Here is a 19,119-nt window from a genome sequence, read left to right as displayed (position 1 = left end):
TTTTCCGTGCGTCAGGACGCGCGTTACCGCAATTTATTAATCCAATACGCCGTTGATTCGTCAATATTACTTAATTCGCTGCCGTTTTCTATGGCGTCATAAATCTCAGTGGCTATCTTCTTACCCTTCTCCACCCCGGGCTGGTCAAACGAGTTAATCTGCCATATAACGCCTTGCGTAAACACTTTATGCTCGTAGGCAGCAATCAGTGCGCCAAAACTTTCAGGTGTCAGTTCTTCCATCACCAGCGCGTTCGACGGATGTTTACCCGGGTATTCATTACGCGGCGTGCCATCCGACGAACCAAACCACATTAAACGCCGATGTGCTAGCGCATTGGCCACCGACAAGCGTTGCTGCGCCGCCAGCGCATCTGCAACGTTGGAAGAGAACCCCGGCGCATGTCGGGACAGAACAATGATGAAATCCGCAGCAAAATCATCATAGCCCTGATGCAAATGCTGGAAAAACGCATGCTGCCCATTTGGCCCATGCCCCCCCCAGATAATCGGACCGGTGGCATAATCAATAGCCTCGCCATCATACCGACACTGCTTACCGTTACTTTCCATATCGAGCTGCTGTAAATACGAAGGAAGCATTTGCAGCCGACCGTCATACGGCAAAATCGCTAAGTTATTGATGCCACGCTGTTCACGGTTATAGGCGCCATACAGAGCCATCAGAACCGGAATGTTCTGTTCAATCGGTGCTTCGACGAAGTGCTCGTCCATCGCCCGTGCGCCCGCCAGCATCTGCTCAAAAACATGAAGCCCTGTCGCTAACGCAATGCTTAACCCAATCGCGGACCATAACGAGTAACGGCCGCCGACGCCCTCGCCGAAAGTAAGTTGGTGCGCCGCCGGGATGCCATAATCCACCATACGCTGAGCGTTAGATGAAACCCCAATAACATGATGCGCCAGCCAACCATCATCATTCAGCACCGGCTTAACCCACTCGCGTACCGTTGCCACATTGGCCAGAGTATCGATGGTGCCAAAGGATTTCGACGCGATTATAAATAACGTCGTTTCGGCATCAAGCGTTGGCAATAACTTGTGCAACTGCCCACCGTCCATCGACGACACAAAATGCACATTTAAGTTATGCAGGGTCGCATCATCAGCAAATTCGTTAAGTGCGGCAGCCCCCATTAAAGGACCTAAGTCAGAGCCTCCGACGCCCAGGTTAACCACATCAGTTATCGGCTGGCCCGTTGAACCTAGCCAACGCCCCGAGCGCAATTTGCGCACAATGTCGCAAAAACGGGTCGATTTCTTTTTATCAACAACAGAATGAATGGAGCGAGCAAGGCAATGAGAAACCGGTCGGTTCTCGGTTGGGTTTCTGAACTCCCCCTTAACCAATTTTTGTTTTAATTGCGCAAAAGAATCGGGTAGCTGACTCGTCTTTGTCAGTTCAGAAATCGTAATATGCTGATAGCTGTAATCAAGTGATAAATGGGGACCCTTAATTAATGGCATAACCTTCCTTGTTTTTATTAATATTTCGTTTTTTCGGTGACTTCAGGTTCAATTCCCCGCCAGCGACGGAACCACTTTGATAACACCCAAATGTGCCGTAGCGATGCACAATAGCCCGCAAACAGCAGTAAAAACGTACCGAACATGACCCAGGCCGGCCAATTAAACAGCTCCCCCATAACACCGAAAGTTGCAAACAAAACACCGACGAAGCTGATGATAAGCAGACTCTGAATGGGGGTAAAACCTACCCGAAGAAAAATGTGATGGATATGTTCTCGATCTGGCTCAAACGGGCTGTGCCCTTTCCGCATACGGCGGAACATAATTGCCGTCATATCCATTAGCGGTAAGGCAATTAACCACAAACTCGTCACCGGCCTGAAGGTTGAATCCGGACCCTGCGTATTAATGACAAGTAGCCAGACAACGGTTAAACCAATCAGCATACTGCCGGCATCGCCCATAAAGACTTTTGGGAGTCGTCGGGCTGGCCAGCGCAAATTAAACATCAGGTAGGCGATAGTTGCCCCAACAAATGTCAGGACAACCACACTCCAATTCCCGCCTTGTACGCCGAGTGTTGCAATACCCAGGAAGGTGATAAGGGCCATACTCCCAGCCAAGCCATCAATACCATCGACCATATTGAAACAATTAATTGCCGCCAATACCGCGACAACGGTAATAAATGGGCCGGCAACGCCAAGCTCAATGACACCCAAGCCCATCAAATCGCCAAATTGTTGCAAGTGTAATTCAGCACCAAACACTAAAATTGAGGCGATGAGTACCTGCGCAACAACGCGTAAAGACACTTTCAGGTCATATTTGTCATCTAAAACGCCGATAAACACAATAAAACCACAGGATATCAGGTATAAAGACAACAGCTGGTTATACTGGGCGAACAAAAAACACGACAAAAGCAGCGCCCCGAACATCGCTATGCCACCGATAAGAGGCACATGCCCGGAATGCACTTTCCGTTTATTTGGTATGTCGACAAGCCCAATCTTTTCAGCTACCGGGCTTAACCAGGCCATAGCAGCAGCGCAGCCTACGAACGTAAGCAAAATGACCCCGAGGGTTGGCATAGACTCTCCGTGTATAAAAAGTCGACTTCTTACAAATGTCCGCAATAATAGCTTAAATTCAGCAACCTGTGAATGTTCTTTACTCAGCGAGATTAACATTTGCTTTACTTTTCTCAGTCCTTGGTTTGGGGTATGATTGCGCGGCTAAATTTCAGGAAGAAGACAGTGCAATGAAAGTTTCAGTATTTGGATGTGGATACGTGGGTTTAGTGCAGGCTGCGGTGATGGCAGAGTGTGGCCACAAAGTGACCTGCGTGGATATCAACGAGCAGCGCATCAACAACCTAAAGCAAGGGATTGTCGATATTTATGAGCCGGGCTTATCACCGGTCATTATCAACGAACAGAAAAAAGGTCATCTGACCTTTGCCACTGACGGTACGCTGGCGATAAAAGACCAGGACGCCATTTTTATTGCCGTCGGCACCCCGGAGTCAGCAACAGGCCAGGCCGACATGCGCGCGGTGTATGCCGTTGCCAAAGAAATCGGCCAAAAAATGACGCAGCCGGCTGCTGTGATCATCAAGTCAACGGTTCCGCTAAAAACCGCCGAAAAAGTTAAAGCGGTGATTCAGGAGCAGCTAAGCGAGCGCGGCGAAGACATCGCGTTCGATGTGATTTCCAATCCGGAATTCTTAAAAGAAGGCAGCGCCCTTAGTGACTGCCGCAAACCGGATCGTATTATCGTCGGCACCGATAAAGACAGTTCGCGCGAGCTGATGCTGGAGCTGTATGCGCCATTCAACCGCAATCACGACAAAATTATCTTCATGGATAACGTCAGTGCAGAGCTGACCAAGTATGCCGCCAACTGCATGCTGGCGACTAAAATTAGTTTCATGAACGAAATGGCCAACATTGCCGATTTATGCGGCGCAGATATCGAAGACGTGCGTCGCGGTATCGGTTCTGACCCGCGTATCGGCTATCACTTTATCTACCCCGGTTGTGGTTATGGCGGCTCGTGCTTCCCGAAAGACACCATTGCATTGCTCAGCTGTGCCAACGAGCTGGGCTATGACGCCGAAATGTTAAAATCTGTTCGTAGCGTCAATGCCAAGCAGAAAGAAAAGCTTGGCAACGCCGTGATTGATCAATTTGGCGACAACCTACAAGGCCAAACCTTTGCGTTATGGGGCATCGCCTTTAAACCGAATACCGATGATATTCGTGAAGCCCCCAGCCTGGAAATTCTTAAACTTCTACTAGCGGCGGGCGCCGATGTTAAGGTGTTTGACCCTCAAGCACTGGATAACCTTAAAAAAGAACAACTGGACACCGACACCAGCGGTAAAATCCACTACTGCGAGTGCGCCTATCAGGCCACCGAAAACGCCACCGCATTGATCTTATGCACCGAATGGAAAGAGTTTTGGGCGCCGGAGTGGGATACATTGAAACAAAACCTGAAAACGCCGATGATATTCGACGGTCGTAATTTATTCGACCCCGTCGATATGGCAGAACTCGGTTTTGTTTATCGTGGTATTGGGCGTCGGAATTAAGGATAACTCATGAAAGACGACGTAAGTATAATTGAGATCTGGCAAGTCCTGTGGCGCAAAAAGCTCTTCATCATTGGCTTTACGCTTGTTTTTGCCATACTGAGCGTCGTCATCGCGCTCTCGTTGCCTAATATTTACCGAGCAGAAATTACTGTCGGACAATCTGAAGAGTCGAAAAATGGTGGCCTGAGTGGGTTGGCTGGCCAACTCGGGGGGCTGGGCGCCATTGCGGGTCTGAACCTCAATGCTCAACAAAGTGATAAAGGGGCTATCGCGCTTGAAATCCTGACTTCACGTGCGTTTTTAAGCGACTTTATCGAAAAGTACGATATTTTGCCGCAAGTCATGGCGGCCGAAGAGTGGAACCCGGTATCCGGTAAGCTCAGCTACAATACGGATATCTATAACCCTGAAAGTAATGAATGGGTGCGCGACGTAGAACCACCCAAAACACCCAAACCGTCCTTATGGGAAGCCGTAAATACGTTCCGCGAAGACATATTGGTGATTGAAGAGGATACCGAGACAGGATTCGCGACTATCTCGGTTTTTCATCCATCCGCACCGGTTGCCGCCGAATGGGTCAGTAACTTACTCTTCGAACTTAACGAAAAAATGCGGGTTCGGGATGTAACCGAAGCCGAAAAAAGCATTGCTTACCTGGAAGAAAAACTACAAACCACGCAGCTAGCCAACATGCAGGAAGTGTTCGCAGAGCTTATCGAACGCCAACTACAGACTATGATGCTGGCTAACGCCCGCGACGAGTATATCTTCGAAACGCTTGATCCGGCTGTTATCCCGGAAGATAAAGCAAAACCGAATCGCCCTCTGATATGCATCGTTATCACGCTGCTTGGCGGCATTCTGAGCGTTCTTTTTGTTTTAACACGACACTACCTTAGACAGTCATAGACATTCATGAAACTTATCGAAATCAAAGGCGTTCAGTTCGTCAACAAAGGCGCTGAATTAATGCTTCACGCAGTCATTCAACAAATAAACAAGCGTTGGCCCGAGGCTGATATTGTTTTAGCGCCAAACCCGTTCTCACCCTATAGAAAGCGCTGTCAGGTAGACGCCTTTCAGAAATTATCATTGCGAAAAAACCGGCTTGATCTCAATGCACTCGCAGATAGATTACCCAAGTCCATAAAGCATTATTTAAAACATCAATGGGGTATAATAACCGAGGCTGACATCGATTTAGTGCTTGACGCCTCTGGCTTCGCGTACGGTGATCAATGGGGAGCACTTAAGGCCCCTCACCTCGCTGGAGAGTTAAAAAGAGCCAAGCGCAGGAATCAACCCTATGTATTCTTGCCACAGGCCTTCGGCCCGTTTACACGTAGCTCAGATCGAAAATATTTCAGCCAGAGTTTGCCGCTTGCCACATTTATTGCAGCGCGTGAGAAAACCAGTTTTGACCATTTAAAAGGCATGATTGGAGAATCAAATAATCTTCATCAATATCCGGATTTTACCAACCTAGTCGAAGGCGCTGTACCCGAACACTTATGCATAGCGGACGATACTGTACTGTTAATCCCTAACAGCAATATGATTAACGCAAAGAATACCCACATGCCCGAGTGGCGGAAACGCTATGTCGATGTATTTAAAAACGCGATCGACTCTATTCGCGAATTGGGACTAACACCTCTGTTTTTAAATCACGAGGGTGACGGTGACCAAGCCATTTGCGAAAAAATTAATTCGTTGCTTGAAAAGCCTGTTGAAATCATAAAGCTCGACCATCCTCTTGAAGTAAAGGGCGTAATCGGGGCGGCAAAAGCTGTCATTTGCTCACGTTTTCACGGCTGTGTAAGCGCATTATCTCAGGCAACGCCATGTTTAGGCACGAGCTGGAGTCATAAATACGAGCGTTTGTTTGAAGACTATCAGTTTTCAGAATTTCTACTTTCGCCTAAAGTTTCTCGTGAACAGTTTAAAGAAACGTTACAAGCTGCGATGACCGCAGATAAACAGCGGTCATTAAAGGCTAAAGCAGCAGAGCTAAAAGAGATTAGCCAGAGCATGTGGAACCATGTCGAAGCAGCCATTACCGGAACAGAATAACGCGCTATCTCAGCAACGCTTTTTGATGGGCAGGCTGCTGCTCATCACGGCGTTATGCGCACCGCTATTAGGCTTAGCTCAACTTAAGTTTTTTATTCTGGTAATCACTCTGGGGCTTACGCTCTACTACCTGACTGCACTAAAAACAAAGTTTATAACCCGCAGAACCTATCGCGTCGCGCTGCTTGTGTTTGCTTTTTTAAGCTTTTCCTTATTAAAGCATCTTTATTTTGGTGAGTTGAGCGCACGCTATTTTCTTTATTTGTCATATTTTATACTTACGCTGTTTATTTTTCTGTTTTCAATTGAAGTTTATAAACTGCTCGCAAGAGACGTTTTAGTCGCTATTTTCTTTTACAGTGCTGCTGCAACACTATTGCTCGCATGCATAGAATATGCTCTTGGATTTTCATTATTGGCGATGCTGCCTCTGACCGGAGAGGGTCACCAAGTCGGAGGCGGCATTTGGAGTAACGTAAATACGAACATTGTTACCGTACTTTTCGCTAGTATGAGCATCTTCTTATTGGGCTCAAAGACAAAGTTTTATGTCTTAACAGCTATCGCTCTACCCATCGCTTTCGTGCTTGATGCCAAAATCGCAATCCTGTGTATTTTATTGCAGTACATGTTTATTGCTCTGGTACAAAGTCGCTGGGCCAGAATTGGTGTACTGGCATTCATCTTCATCATCACACCCGTTCTTTACGCCATCTTTTTTGAACAAGTTAACGTTATTGGAAAAACTCTCGTTCAAGCCACTGATTTGATTGCCCAACCCGAACTGGTCAGGAGCTTAGCTGAAAGCGGTGAAATTTTCTCGTCGGCAATTCGCGTTTACGCATTACTTGTCATGTTTGACATGATGGCACTGTTTGGCCCCTTAGACTGGTTGTTTGGCGCTGGTTGGGGCTCTATTAATATTACGTTCAAGAACGTGAATTGGAGCGAGCCTGTTGAATACTTCTCTCCTCATTTTTTCTACGTTGAAGTGTTGGTCTACGCCGGCATTAGTTATTATCTATTTTACTACTTTCTCATTAAAAGTTACGTGAAACGTTTGCCCTGGAGCAAGTTTGTGTTTGCCGCGCCGGTTTTTATGTCTATTGTTGCGATAAGTTCGGCGGTCTATTACCCCCCTCTCTATCTATTTTTAGGTTTACTCATCTATCAGCGCGAGCAACAAGAAAAAGTACATTCAGGGAGCCCAATAAACCATGACTAAACTCGCTATCCTGGCTCCTGCTAATGTCAATCACACGCATAAATGGGCGCATGCTTTGGCTGCGCGTGGCTATGACGTCACCGTAATAACGCAACACGCGGCAACCGAGCCTTACGACCCCGCAATTACTATTAAGCAATTGCCACATGGCGGGTTTAAGGGGTATTTCCTTAACCGAAGCGCGTTAAAGCGGCTCATCTCGGCCATTGATCCCGATATTATTCATGTCCATTTTGCGAGCGGCTACGGAACCTTAGCCGCTTTAAGCTTAAAACGCCCCTACCTCTTATCGGTGTGGGGATCTGATGTATATGAATTCCCGTATCGCTCGGCTCTGCATAAAGCCTGGATCCGCTGGTCATTAAAGCGTGCCACAAAAATTGCCTCCACAAGTCACGATATGGCGAAACAGGTCAGGGGTCTGATAGGTGACGTCCCTGTCGACGTCACCCCATTTGGGGTGCAACTGGAAAACTATGCCGCGACACGGCCGGCCTTCAGCCATAATAGCCTGACGATCGGTACCGCCAAGAAACTCGACCATCGCTACGGCATCGATATTCTGATTAAAAGTTTTGCCGACTTATATCATGGTGCCAGCCCCGAATTACAGCAGCAGCTGCAATTAAGGCTAGTTGGTGACGGTCCGCAACGGGCAGAGCTTGAGGCATTGACGCAACAGCTGGGTATTAGCGAACAAGTCACCTTTGTCGGTGTCGTGCCCAGTTATCAGGTGCCCGCAGAAATTAATAAAATGGATATTGTTGTACTCAGCAGCCGTATCGAGAGCTTTGGTGTGTCGGCTATTGAAGCGCTGGCCGCGCAGCGCCCTACCATCGCCACCAGAGTCGGCGGTTTACCTGAGATCATCATGCATGAAAAAACCGGGCTACTGGTCTCGTCAGAGTCCACCGAGCAGCTGACTCAGGCCATGCAACGTTTCATTGCCAACACCCGGGAGGCACAACAGCTAGCGCAGGCCGGTTTTGAGTATGCGCATGAAAATTTCTCAATGGCGGCCACAACCGACCGCATGGTTGAGGTGCTGAAAACGATGAATGAATCCTCATGACACAACCGTTAGTTACCGTTTATATCGCGACCCATAACCGCCCGCAGATGCTGCACCGCGCTCTACAGTCGGTTTTTGCACAAAGCTATCCGAATATCGAGATCATCGTAGCCGATGATGGGTCAGCGCCACCAGCCGCAGATACGTTGGCAAAGACCTTAACCGATGAGCAGCGGGCTAAGATTAAAATTGTCCGTAACGAGACACCACAGGGCGCTTGTCACGCGCGTAACCTTGCCCTAGCCGCAGCAGACGGTGAATTTATTACCGGGCTCGATGACGACGACGCATTTGCTCCACAGCGCGTCGAAGAGCTGCTTGATGCGTTTATCGATAACGAAAAAAAACAACCATTAGCCTGTGTCGCTGCATGTATCACTGAAGTGACGGCTGAGGGTCAGATCACACGGCAGTTTGACCACGGTCGAATTACCCTGAACATGATGCGTCACTATAATTTTATAGGTAATCAGGTATTTACCCGTACAGACTACCTAAGACGTGTCGACGGCTTTGACCCAGAAATGCCCGCCATGCAGGACTACGACACCTGGTTGCGGCTGATGGAACGTTTCGGCCCGGCGATTAAATTAAAAAGCGCCAGTTACCTCTGGTATACCGACCACGAGCAAGGTCGCATCACCAAGAGCACCGCGAAACGCGCTCGTGCCTTTGACATTTTTTTGCAAAAGCATCGTCACACGATGAGCAAAAATCAGTTAAACTCTATGCGCATCATCGAGCTAAAAATGAAAGGCCAATCCCTAACCGGGTTTGAGGCCGTGCGCCGGGTTAATCGTTATAATTACCGCTCTGTTGTCGCCTTACTCTTACAGCAGTATTTTGGCGGCCTGAAACGTGCGCTTGGCAAAATTAGATACAAAGGATAAGCAGTTTATGAAAAACGTCGCAGTTATTGGCGGGTCAGGTTTTATTGGGACACGGTTGTGCCAACGATTGTCAGAGCAAGACAATGTCAGCTTTTCGATCCTCGATATTGCTCCCAGCGCTGGGTTCCCACAGCTGGTTATCCCTTGCGACGTGACACAACCCGCGCAGCTAAGCGACGCACTTAAGGGTAAAGACTGTATTATCAATTTATCAGCAGAACACAAGGATAACGTCCAGCCAATCCAACGCTATTATGACGTCAACGTTCAGGGCGCTGAAAATGTCTGCCAGGCGGCCCGGGACAACGATATCCAGCATATTATTTTCACGTCGAGCGTAGCGATTTACGGACTAGTTGAGCAAGAAACGTTTGAAGACGGTGATATCAATTATTTTAACCATTACGGTCAGTCCAAATACGAAGCTGAACAGGTTTACCTAAAATGGCTTGAGGAAGATAAAGATAATCGGACCTTAACGATTATCCGCCCGACCGTGGTATTTGGCGAGGGAAATCGCGGTAACGTCTATAACCTCCTAAAACAAATATCCTCGGGCAACTTTATCATGATTGGTGACGGCACCAACAAGAAGTCACTGGCCTACGTCGAGAATGTCGCCGCCTTTATTCAGCATCGACTGAGTTTTGACGGCTCGCTGGAAGTCTTTAACTATGCCGACAAGCCCGACCTGCCCGTTAATGAACTGGTGACGATTGCCAACCAGGCGTTGGATAAGAAACCCTCAAAACTGCGGCTGCCCTATGCGCTGGGCATGCTCGGTGGCTATGGCTTTGACCTACTGGCCAAAGTTACCGGCCGGGAGTTTCCTATCAGTTCGGTTCGGGTGAAAAAATTCTGCGCAACCACGCAGTTTGGCTCCAAATATCGTGACGCAACCGGGTTTACGCCTCCTGTCGATTTGCCCGCGGCACTCAGTAAAACTATTCAAAACGAATTTAAATAACCCATGAACGACCAGTTAGTCAGCATCATCATGCCGAGTTATAACTCGGCCCAGACCATAGCGGCCAGTATTGAGTCCGTTATGGCGCAAAGTTACCGCCACTGGGAGCTGCTGATTAGCGATGATGGCTCGAATGATGATACGGTCGCTGTAATACAAAAATATGCCGACAATGAGCCTCGTATAAAACTCGAAAAGCTGACTGAAAATGGCGGTGCAGGCAAAGCCCGTAATAGCGCCATTAAACGCGCTCAGGGGCGTTATATCGCGTTTTTGGACGCGGATGACTTGTGGTATCCGAATAAATTGGAAAAGCAACTGGCATTCATGCAAAATGAAACTGTCGCATTGTGTTACAGCGCTTACGACCGGTTTGACAGTAACGGCAAGCGCGAGAGCTTTTACCCGCCAGAAACAACTGACTACAACGAGTTGCTAAAGTCTAACGTTATTGGTTGCCTAACCGCCGTTTATGATCGCGCGCTTTGTGGCACCCGCTATATGCCCGCTATACGTAAACGTCAGGATATGGCACTTTGGCTAAACATACTCAAAGATGAGCACCGTGCCAAAGCCATTCTGGAGCCACTGGCCAATTATCGGTTAGATGGTGGCATTTCCCATAATAAGTTACGGGTACTCAGTTACCAGTGGCAGCTTTACCGTGATGTTGAAAAGTTGTCGCTACCGCGAACAATCCTTACGTTTATGCACTACGTTCGGCTTGGCCTAAAAAAGCATTCATGATGCGCCGCGCAATACCTAAACTGAATTCAGCAGCTCGCCAGCTTATGAGTTCAACGCTGATTAAAAGCATTCTGATTATGGTGTCAGGTACCGCCGGTGCGCAGGCGCTAACTATCGCATTTACACCATTAGTCACCCGCTTATACTCCCCCGAAACAATCGGTGAACTGGGGGCGTTTGTGGCACTACTTAACGTATTGCTGCCGTTAGCGGCACTTACCCTGCCTGCTGCCATTGTTTTACCGAGGCGCGACGAAACCGCCGTACGGCTTATGCAGTTGTGCCTTAGAGCAACCTATGCACTTGCGCTGACGGTATTTATTACGCTTGCACTGTTTCATTCCGCTATTGCTAATATCCTTAACTTTTCCAGCGCATCGGGATACTTGATGCTGTTACCGGTTGCAATGTTGTTTGCTGGTGTTTATCAGGTGTTACAGCAATGGCTCATCCGGCAGGGTGAGTTTAAACGTATTGCGCGCATTGCTATATTGCAGTCGTTTCTGGTTAACGGTAGTAAAGTGGGTGCGGGGCTCTTTGTTCCGCTGGCGCTCACGCTTATTGTCATTCAAACGTTGGGGCAGGCATTTTTTGTATTATTACTCAGTCGCTACCGTCCTTCGTTAAAATTAAGCGAAAAAGCACGTCTTAACGTTGGCTTTAAACTTTTACTGAGAAAGTTTCGCCAGTTCCCTTTGTTCCAAATGCCACAGCAGGCCCTCAATGCTGTGTCTATTAGTTTGCCAGTGCTTCTACTAAGCGCCTTGTTTAGTCCCGCCGTTGCTGGCTGGTATACGCTTTCGCGAACAATCATGAGCGCGCCGTCTGTTATGTTAGGTCGCGCCGTGGGCGATGTTTATTATCCCAAACTGGCAAAACTGCAGCACTCAGGCAAATCACTGACTGCTACCATTATTAAAGGAACACTCGCGTTACTGGCATTAGGCGCCGTGCCATTTGGTATTGTTGTTGTGTGGGGACCTGAACTTTTCTCTATCGCCTTCGGCAAGCAGTGGCAAACGGCCGGCGAGATGGCACAGTGGCTCGCGTTATGGGTGTGGGTAATGTTTGCCAACCCGCCCGCGTTAAAAGCCGTGATGGTATTACATGTGCAGCACTGGGCGCTGGTTATTAATATGGTTACATTAACCATGCGCATAGGCGCTTTGGTTTTAGGCGCTGAAATTTATGACTCAATGCTTGTTGCCATCGCGGGCTACTCGTTGGTCAGTTTATTGCACAACCTATTGATTATATCGCTGGCAATTATTACCAGTCGACGACGGCCTTAAGTAGTATTAATAACCAAGAGTATAAATCGCTATTTTGGCCAAATAGGAGATTCCGGCTTACCCAACCGATAACGGGCTAACATGACATCGGCAAGATAACCATACAAACTACCGTTCTTATTACTTAAATGGAGCTTATATTTTAACCAGCGCGAGAATGGCACGAGTTGTAGCAGATGGTTGTTATCAAAAAAGTAATCCAACCGATGCTTCCACTTTAACTGCCAGTCTGCCAGGTGAGTTTCTGCATGCCCAAGAGGCTCTTTCTCACCGGTGACGTCTTGCCAAAGTTGCTCGACAGCCTCAATCCACAGTTTTTTATCTTTGCGCTGCGAATACGGCACCTCGACCCAAAAATCGACGAAATTGTCTTCCCAGAGCGGCATAAACCAGTCAAGATTAAAAAATTCATAATACCGGTTCGAGTTAACAATAAACTTAGCCTGACGCTCCGAACATTCCCAGGCCTCAAACATCGTCGCCAGCGGATAGCCCTTACCCGCGTAATGTGTAAACCGTTCTCGTAACTGCGCCATTAAATACTCAGGAGTTTGTCCTGATTTACGCAACTTTCGGTCAAACTTAAAGTGCTTTTTAACAATGACGTTACCTAAGTGTTGAAGCTGCTCAACGTCGTCGTAGGAATACATCAGCTCGGCAGGGATATGTCCTCCGGATACAAAATCACCCGTGTGGCCGGGTAATACGATCGCATCCGGTTTAATAACACCCCGTTTCACCAGTTGCTCCAATGCCGGATAGACCTGCACGTTAGGCACCGAAATGCCCTTAGAGCAAAAGTGAAGATAACGATTAAATTCGGGGTCGTTTTTTAAGCGACGCCAGGTCGCCTTGGTGTAGGTAACGCAATGCCAATTGACACCAAGCTTTTTTGCTATCGAATGGCTTAGGGTGACTTCCGGGCTGGACGGGCGTCCAAAGGTAAACGTTAGAATATTTTTGTATCCTAATTTTACTAGCGCGAGAAGAATAGCGCGGCTGTCGTATCCGCCGCTCAATGGGACCACGATTTGGCGGTTTCGAAGCTGCTCACTATTTAAGGTCATTGCGTTTTCTAACTTTGAAATAACGTCTCTAATAGTAGCTCCCCTACTATTGTCCGCATTTCTCGGAAGAAACTGCCAATATACTTTTGTCGAATTGGATTTGTCCAAATCGACTTCACATCCAGCGGGCACCTGATAGCATCCATCAACAATCGTAAAGTGGCTTATAGCATAGCCGGCTGCAGTAAAAGAGTGAGTTCCCGGACTGCTATTCTCAAGTCCGAAAAAAGAAAAACAGCCAGAACTACATTCTCTTTCTGACTTGACTGGATAGCATTTCACCTCCGAGCGTAAACGATCAGTACGTATGAACCTTCCCACTTAAAGCTCTCCCGCTATCACAAACAACCTGGCAGCCTCACTTCGTGAGCTTCGGTATACTCCGAATAGCGCTTTGACTCTTCATACGATTGGATAGCACTGTCACAATCACCGTTTGCAGCGAATCTGATTGCGCGATTAATTAACAGGCGTGATTTGTTTATCGCTGTTAACTGACTGAAGTGTGGGATAATCATATTCTCTAATCGCTCCACAATAGCCCAACGTTCAAGCCCTGAAAAAGCAGCGACCGCATTTAGTAAGATGGCCTCATTATTCGGAACCGTCTTATCCTGAAGCAACTTTGTAAAAATTTCGGCTGCGCGTTGATATTGGCCTTTCTCCAAATACAGTGCACCCAACTGATTCTCTGTTCGCCAAAACTTTTGGTAGGAATTTTGTAGCTCCTGTTGATAAAACTGTTCTGGTTCACTCCACGCATCAATACGTTGATGAACCACATAGCCTTGCAGAAGAACAACGACAGTTAAAGTAGGGGCGACAACTTTTAGCCATTGTTTTGGAAGGAGCTTTATAATTTGAATACTCAAAAATATGGTGAAAAAAAGTGAAGGTAAGTACATTCGATGTTCAAGTTTAAAGTCCTGAATAGGCACAAAACTTGATTCAACTATATGCAAAATATAGAAGGATAACACCGCCAGTGTGAGAAACGGTAACTTACGTGCGACCAGTATCGCCCCGGAAATAACAAATAGATGAGCAATACTTGCTATGGCAACTTGAACATCAGAGAATATATTTTCCCTAATGCCATAGTCCAAAACTAAGGGGTCAGGCCAAAATACTAATTCCCAGTAGCTCCATAAAATCACCGATTGGGCTTTAATATACTCAAGCCGGGGCACAGCTAATGTTTCGCGAGTTATCTGATCAATCGTCGGAACCTGAATCGAAGCGATGATTAATAGCGTTACCCCCAACAGCAAACCCGCCAGTAGTAGCCGCATATGATCCGAAAATCGTTTGTGAAATATCAGCGTATAGCAAATATAAATTAAGGGTAAAAATAATGCCGTCTGTTTTGATTTTACTGCCAAAATCCAAAAAGTCAGCGTAAGAACTGTCATCAATATTCTTCGGTGGCCGTTGTATGCCTTAATGAGAGTAATTAGGGACAACAGGGAAAATAATGCACACCACAGCACATATTGCTGAGCGACGTATACTACAGCCTGTGAATTTATGGGTGACATCGCCCATAGGGCAATCATCAAAACTGCTGTAAAAGTTAAAAGCGCACCGGGGTTTTGGCGGTTACTGCCTTGCAACTGTGACAGAAGAACGCTGATGGCTAGAATAAATACCTTACCATGCAACACGACTGAAACAATGTGATAGCCGCTAGCTACATCACCAAAGAAGTTACGTTGCAACATAAAGCTTAGGTCGGCGACTGTCCTCGTCACCGGCGACCAAATTTCGGAAGCAATAATCTGTACGGTTTTTGAAAAAATGGTGACGTTATCGTCAAAGTAGAATGGAACTGAAATTACCTCACAATAAGCAATTGAGATAATTATTAAGCCTAATAATGAGTAAAAAAAAGGGTGGCAAAGCCACCCTTTTTTGTTCGCTATATTATACATCGTACAAATAAGCGATTATTGCTGTGCTGGAACGTAACCGCGGTCTGCACCACCTACGTTGTATGCACCATATACTTCAGCGCTTGAAGTATTAACAGTGATGCTTAACTTAAGTGCGCCACGACCAGAGAAGCCTTCCGCAAGCATTGCCTGTTCTACTTCACCAGTTACTTTTGTTACGCCACGTGCTGTAGCAACTTTATCAAGAGTTACTGGACCGTATTTGTTACCTGCTTCGTCCCAACCAGAAACAGTGATGCGACCATCATTGTAACCGTTGTTAGTTACGAACAAGATTTGGCTGATGCTAGGACCGTAAGGCATGTAGCTAAATGTAGTAGTTACACCTTGTAGTGCCCAGCTTGCTACCAATGCAGACTCTTCGAACGTACCACCACCGATTGCAGTGTTTGAAGGAAGAACTGTTTGATAGTTGAATGCCATGGTACCTGTAGCTGAAAGCTCAGGGATTTCGCGCTCGCCATCAAGCTCGATCTTAACGTCTTGGTTCACGTTTGAACCAGAACCAGAGATTGCAGCAGCACTGTTGGTTACTACGAAGCTGCTGAAGTCTTCTGCGAATTCGATATCACCAGTACCAGCTGTAACAGCAACGCCTTCGTCAAGCTCACCGTCGCCATCAGCATCTAAGAAACCAAAGTCGCCGGTAACAGTCATCGCGTATTCGCCGCCTGATACCGCTTCAACAGATGCGTAGTTAACACCACGGTCTTGCAAGCTCAAACCTAAAGTAGTTTCTAGTGCAGAACCAGTAGTGAACGATAAACGGTTAGTCGCGTTAATAGTTTCGCCTGAGTAACGGGTCGAAATAGAGGTGCCGGAGAACGTATTCAGACCTAACTGGCTTACCACTTCAGCAACTGTACCAGAAGCTTGGCTAACAGTAGTAAAGTTGTTTGTTCCAAGCAGTTTCTGTGCTTTGACAGTTACTTGAACGTTATCACCTAAACCTGCGCCATCAAGGTCAAGTTTAAGGTTACGCAATTCAACGTTAACCATTGAGTCGCCTGGTGTAGCTGTAGTGGTAAAGTTTTCACCAGCGTCGAAGCTCAGAGCTAAAGAGTTAAGAGTTTGCAGCTGAGGAGTAAACGAACCAACGGTTGCGCCATCTTTAGTCAAGTTACCTACTGCTTCATCACCGAAAATAGTGTCAGCATCAAGGGTAAATTGAGCACCAGAAACTTCAATCAAGATGCGGTCAATGTCATCCATACCGGTGACACCAGCATCAATAACAAAGTCAAAACCATTGTGGGTAATTACGTCGTTACCCAACGCAAGACCTTCGGCACCTACTGATGCACAGTAATAAGTACCTTCGTCCCAACAGCCATCATTAGCACCAGGAACAGTAATTTTTTCACCAGCAGCAAACGCGCCAGCAGAAGCTGAAGCAACAAACGCTGCTAATAGAGTTTTATTGAAAGTTTTCATATTTTCCTTTCTCCAAGTTTCATGAAACTGGAACTTTGGGTCTTCTCGCCCGTTCCAATATTTTAAAAACACGCGAAGGCGGAGAACCTCCACGACAGGTAACAGTCTATTCATTCACTTGAATAGCTGTCAACACTTCTTTTACAAACTCAGTAAAATAATTTACTGAATTCATTGTTATTGTGCGATTCAACAATATAAAAATCATCATCAGTTTTCAATAACATTATTGTTAAGATCAAGTTGGTTAAACTGACGTTGAAATTGATCCTTTAAACTCTTCCACTGGTCACTTCGCTCGACGATACGCGGAGTCACCAGAACAACAAGTTCTGTCTTTTCCGTTGAATCGGTATCAGCCCGAAACAAGTTACCTATTATTGGCAAGTTTCCTAACCCGGGCACTTTGGTATCCGACTTTGTCTTGTTCTCGCTGATCAAACCACCCAGGATAACAGTTTGTCCACTATCCGCTACCACCTCTGTGTTAATGCTTCGCTCAAAAATAGAGGGTGACCCGCCAACACTCACGCCACCGTCGGTCGTGTTACTAATACTTTGGTCAATCGTCATTATGACTACGCCCTTTGAATTCACCGTTGGTGTCACGCTGAGTTCAATACCGGTTTTCCTGTATTCAATCTGAGTCGTTTGTCTCTCTCCCGCGATAGGGTCGGATGTTGTTTGACCCACAGTCGGGATATCAGTCCCCACACTAATGCTTGCAGTAACGCCATCTCTAACCACTACGCTCGGTCTAGATAACACATTGACGAGACTTGAATCCTGAAAAAGCTTAAACCGTAAGTCACCATCAACACCCGTTAACGCATAGGTCAGACCACCGATGCCGTCGAGTCCGAAGCTTCCTTCAGTAGTCACAACCTGGTCATTACCGCGCAGCGTAAACTCAACGCCCTTTTCAAAGCTGTCACTTAACGTGACCTCTGCAATGATAACTTCTAACATCACCTGTTTTGGTTGCGTATCTAATCGCCTGATTAACGGTAGCAGCTTGTTATATATTTCACCTGTGGTGAAAAATACTAAAGAGTTGGTGCGCTCATCGACAATCATTTTTAGATTTTCAGACTCCGCGGAAGCTGAGCTTCCTCCCTGTGCACGGCGCGGTTCATTCGCACTGGTGCCGGCGCTGGATTGTTCACTGCGATTGTTACCCGCGGGACTGACCTGACCGATTAACGGCCCAAGGCTATCACCTAAGTCCGAAGCCCTGGCGAATTCAGGCTGAAATACGAAATACCGGCTTCCTGACGAGTTATCTGCCTTATCCAAGCGATTTGCCCAGTATTGGGCGCGCTGAAGGAATTTTTCGTCGCGCGCAAACAACACGACCTGCGAAGTCGTCTCGATTGGAGTCAGAATAATCGAGGCTGATGGATTCGCACGAGTATCAACCATTATCCCCTCATTTCCCATTACGCGCTGTAGCTGGTCCACAAGCTCTTGTGGGCTCAGGAAAACAAGTTCAAGAATGCCGATATTTCTTGACAACGGGCTTGGATTATCGACTAAGTTTATAAAATCAATCGCTTTTAAAATCTCTGTGCGGCGGCCAGTCAAAAACAAAACGCCTTGCTTGTCATCTTCCCTGATCTGCACGTCGGCCATGGTTTGTAAAACCAATCCCATTTTGCTGTTATAACCGTAGTCAAGACTCAGAATCTGAGTGATTTGCTGATCCGTCTGAGGGACATTCTGGGGCTCCCTACCAATACCAACAATCATGTTTTGTGATATGGAGTCACTTAACGTCGTTATATAGAAGACATTGTCTTTAAGGCTAATCTGATAGCCGTTACGCTCTAAAATACTGCGGGAGATATTGAACAATTCACGCTCATTAACTTGATTCTGAAGATTCAGAGTAACAACTTTTTTGTCAGACGCCGCTTTAGTGTCAACAATGTAGTTTATTTCGAGTACATCACCCATCACGTAATGGATGAATTCATTGACCGGCATTTGGTTTGACGTGACATTAACCGCCGTTGCGGTAGAGAATCGGTCTGACAGGCTTGCGACATCCGTCTCGCCTACTTCTTGCAACCGCATCACTTCCAAGCGTTCAAATCGCTCCGAAGGAGTCAACAAAGAGGTGGCTTTTTCATCTTCACTGGTTGCGCTTGTTTCATCCACTATGCGTTCGGAAAGCTCGCCACCCTCGATAGCTGACTTCTGTACCGTGACTTTTTCGTTAGTCACTTCTCTTGTTTGTAGGACCGAGCAGCCGGAAAGTGCGACTGCCAATGCTATAACGATGGTTTTCTTTAAATACATGCGC

At 46.9% G+C, this 19,119-nt stretch carries 15 protein-coding genes; 9 read left to right on the top strand and 6 right to left on the bottom strand.

What is annotated here, in order from left to right; genetic code table 11:
* Positions 1-23: 23 nt before the first annotated feature.
* Both pgi and wecA read right to left on the bottom strand, forming a co-directional pair.
* Positions 24-1,487, bottom strand: a complete 1,464-nt coding sequence (gene pgi, locus DEU29_RS02770) for a glucose-6-phosphate isomerase (RefSeq protein ID WP_133538715.1) — start codon at positions 1,485-1,487, stop codon at positions 24-26.
* Between the two features lie 17 nt (positions 1,488-1,504).
* Positions 1,505-2,584: a UDP-N-acetylglucosamine--undecaprenyl-phosphate N-acetylglucosaminephosphotransferase gene (gene wecA / locus DEU29_RS02765; RefSeq protein ID WP_133538714.1), complete on the bottom strand. Its 1,080-nt coding sequence runs from the start codon at positions 2,582-2,584 to the stop codon at positions 1,505-1,507.
* Positions 2,585-2,754: 170 nt separating this feature from the next.
* Here wecA and DEU29_RS02760 point away from each other — a divergent pair, with 170 nt between their 5' ends.
* Genes DEU29_RS02760 through DEU29_RS02720 form a run of 9 tightly spaced genes read left to right on the top strand, consistent with a single transcriptional unit; the run spans position 2,755 to position 12,361 of the window.
* Positions 2,755-4,089: a UDP-glucose dehydrogenase family protein gene (locus DEU29_RS02760; RefSeq protein ID WP_133538713.1), complete on the top strand. Its 1,335-nt coding sequence runs from the start codon at positions 2,755-2,757 to the stop codon at positions 4,087-4,089.
* A 9-nt stretch (positions 4,090-4,098) separates the two neighbouring features.
* Positions 4,099-5,004 carry a Wzz/FepE/Etk N-terminal domain-containing protein gene (locus DEU29_RS02755; RefSeq protein WP_133538712.1) on the top strand — a complete coding sequence of 302 codons (906 nt, stop codon included), beginning with the start codon at positions 4,099-4,101 and terminating at the stop codon, positions 5,002-5,004.
* 6 nt (positions 5,005-5,010) lie between these two features.
* Positions 5,011-6,168: a polysaccharide pyruvyl transferase family protein gene (locus tag DEU29_RS02750; protein ID WP_133538711.1), complete on the top strand. Its 1,158-nt coding sequence runs from the start codon at positions 5,011-5,013 to the stop codon at positions 6,166-6,168.
* Entirely contained in the window at positions 6,137-7,393 is a 1,257-nt protein-coding gene (locus DEU29_RS02745; protein WP_133538710.1) for a hypothetical protein, read from the top strand. The genes DEU29_RS02750 and DEU29_RS02745 overlap by 32 nt, the downstream gene beginning before the upstream one ends.
* On the top strand, positions 7,386-8,465 hold the full coding sequence (locus DEU29_RS02740; protein WP_133538709.1) for a glycosyltransferase: 1,080 nt from the start codon (positions 7,386-7,388) through the stop codon (positions 8,463-8,465). The genes DEU29_RS02745 and DEU29_RS02740 overlap by 8 nt, the downstream gene beginning before the upstream one ends.
* A complete protein-coding gene (locus tag DEU29_RS02735; RefSeq protein ID WP_133538708.1) occupies positions 8,462-9,355 on the top strand; it encodes a glycosyltransferase in 894 nt (297 codons plus the stop codon). Before DEU29_RS02740 ends, DEU29_RS02735 begins: the two co-directional genes overlap by 4 nt.
* A gap of 7 nt (positions 9,356-9,362) precedes the next feature.
* Entirely contained in the window at positions 9,363-10,322 is a 960-nt protein-coding gene (locus DEU29_RS02730) for an NAD-dependent epimerase/dehydratase family protein (RefSeq protein ID WP_133538707.1), read from the top strand.
* Positions 10,323-10,325: 3 nt separating this feature from the next.
* On the top strand, positions 10,326-11,069 hold the full coding sequence (locus tag DEU29_RS02725; protein ID WP_133538706.1) for a glycosyltransferase family 2 protein: 744 nt from the start codon (positions 10,326-10,328) through the stop codon (positions 11,067-11,069).
* A gap of 44 nt (positions 11,070-11,113) precedes the next feature.
* Positions 11,114-12,361 carry an oligosaccharide flippase family protein gene (locus tag DEU29_RS02720; protein ID WP_166635866.1) on the top strand — a complete coding sequence of 416 codons (1,248 nt, stop codon included), beginning with the start codon at positions 11,114-11,116 and terminating at the stop codon, positions 12,359-12,361.
* A 29-nt stretch (positions 12,362-12,390) separates the two neighbouring features.
* On the opposite strand, the gene DEU29_RS02715 is transcribed toward DEU29_RS02720, so the two are convergent.
* The 4 genes from DEU29_RS02715 to DEU29_RS02700 all read right to left on the bottom strand — a co-directional run bounded on the left by DEU29_RS02715 (position 12,391) and on the right by DEU29_RS02700 (position 19,115).
* Positions 12,391-13,428, bottom strand: a complete 1,038-nt coding sequence (locus tag DEU29_RS02715; RefSeq protein WP_133538704.1) for an asparagine synthase-related protein — start codon at positions 13,426-13,428, stop codon at positions 12,391-12,393.
* Positions 13,429-13,766: 338 nt separating this feature from the next.
* The gene (locus tag DEU29_RS02710; RefSeq protein WP_133538703.1) at positions 13,767-15,149 is read right to left on the bottom strand and encodes a tetratricopeptide repeat protein; all 1,383 of its coding nucleotides are present in this window, start codon (positions 15,147-15,149) and stop codon (positions 13,767-13,769) included.
* A gap of 225 nt (positions 15,150-15,374) precedes the next feature.
* Positions 15,375-16,814: a hypothetical protein gene (locus DEU29_RS02705; protein ID WP_133538702.1), complete on the bottom strand. Its 1,440-nt coding sequence runs from the start codon at positions 16,812-16,814 to the stop codon at positions 15,375-15,377.
* Between the two features lie 210 nt (positions 16,815-17,024).
* Positions 17,025-19,115, bottom strand: coding sequence for a secretin N-terminal domain-containing protein (locus DEU29_RS02700; protein WP_133538701.1), 2,091 nt, complete (start codon positions 19,113-19,115; stop codon positions 17,025-17,027).
* Between the last annotated feature and the right edge of the window lie 4 nt (positions 19,116-19,119).

It is taken from the genome of Idiomarina aquatica, assembly GCF_004362895.1.
In the GTDB taxonomy this organism is placed as follows: Bacteria; Pseudomonadota; Gammaproteobacteria; order Enterobacterales; family Alteromonadaceae; genus Idiomarina.
The sequence above is the reverse complement of the archived record's forward strand: the minus strand, read 5'-3'. Positions and strand labels throughout refer to the sequence as shown.

Bases quoted from the DNA above. Each gene is read 5' to 3' on its own strand.
- pgi (WP_133538715.1), bottom strand. From the start codon at position 1,487: ATGCCATTAATTAAGGGTCCCCATTTATCACTTGATTACAGCTATCAG.
- wecA (WP_133538714.1), bottom strand. From the start codon at position 2,584: ATGCCAACCCTCGGGGTCATTTTGCTTACGTTCGTAGGCTGCGCTGCT.
- DEU29_RS02760 (WP_133538713.1), top strand. From the start codon at position 2,755: ATGAAAGTTTCAGTATTTGGATGTGGATACGTGGGTTTAGTGCAGGCT.
- DEU29_RS02755 (WP_133538712.1), top strand. From the start codon at position 4,099: ATGAAAGACGACGTAAGTATAATTGAGATCTGGCAAGTCCTGTGGCGC.
- DEU29_RS02750 (WP_133538711.1), top strand. From the start codon at position 5,011: ATGAAACTTATCGAAATCAAAGGCGTTCAGTTCGTCAACAAAGGCGCT.
- DEU29_RS02745 (WP_133538710.1), top strand. From the start codon at position 6,137: ATGTCGAAGCAGCCATTACCGGAACAGAATAACGCGCTATCTCAGCAA.
- DEU29_RS02740 (WP_133538709.1), top strand. From the start codon at position 7,386: ATGACTAAACTCGCTATCCTGGCTCCTGCTAATGTCAATCACACGCAT.
- DEU29_RS02735 (WP_133538708.1), top strand. From the start codon at position 8,462: ATGACACAACCGTTAGTTACCGTTTATATCGCGACCCATAACCGCCCG.
- DEU29_RS02730 (WP_133538707.1), top strand. From the start codon at position 9,363: ATGAAAAACGTCGCAGTTATTGGCGGGTCAGGTTTTATTGGGACACGG.
- DEU29_RS02725 (WP_133538706.1), top strand. From the start codon at position 10,326: ATGAACGACCAGTTAGTCAGCATCATCATGCCGAGTTATAACTCGGCC.
- DEU29_RS02720 (WP_166635866.1), top strand. From the start codon at position 11,114: ATGAGTTCAACGCTGATTAAAAGCATTCTGATTATGGTGTCAGGTACC.
- DEU29_RS02715 (WP_133538704.1), bottom strand. From the start codon at position 13,428: ATGACCTTAAATAGTGAGCAGCTTCGAAACCGCCAAATCGTGGTCCCA.
- DEU29_RS02710 (WP_133538703.1), bottom strand. From the start codon at position 15,149: ATGTTGCAACGTAACTTCTTTGGTGATGTAGCTAGCGGCTATCACATT.
- DEU29_RS02705 (WP_133538702.1), bottom strand. From the start codon at position 16,814: ATGAAAACTTTCAATAAAACTCTATTAGCAGCGTTTGTTGCTTCAGCT.
- DEU29_RS02700 (WP_133538701.1), bottom strand. From the start codon at position 19,115: ATGTATTTAAAGAAAACCATCGTTATAGCATTGGCAGTCGCACTTTCC.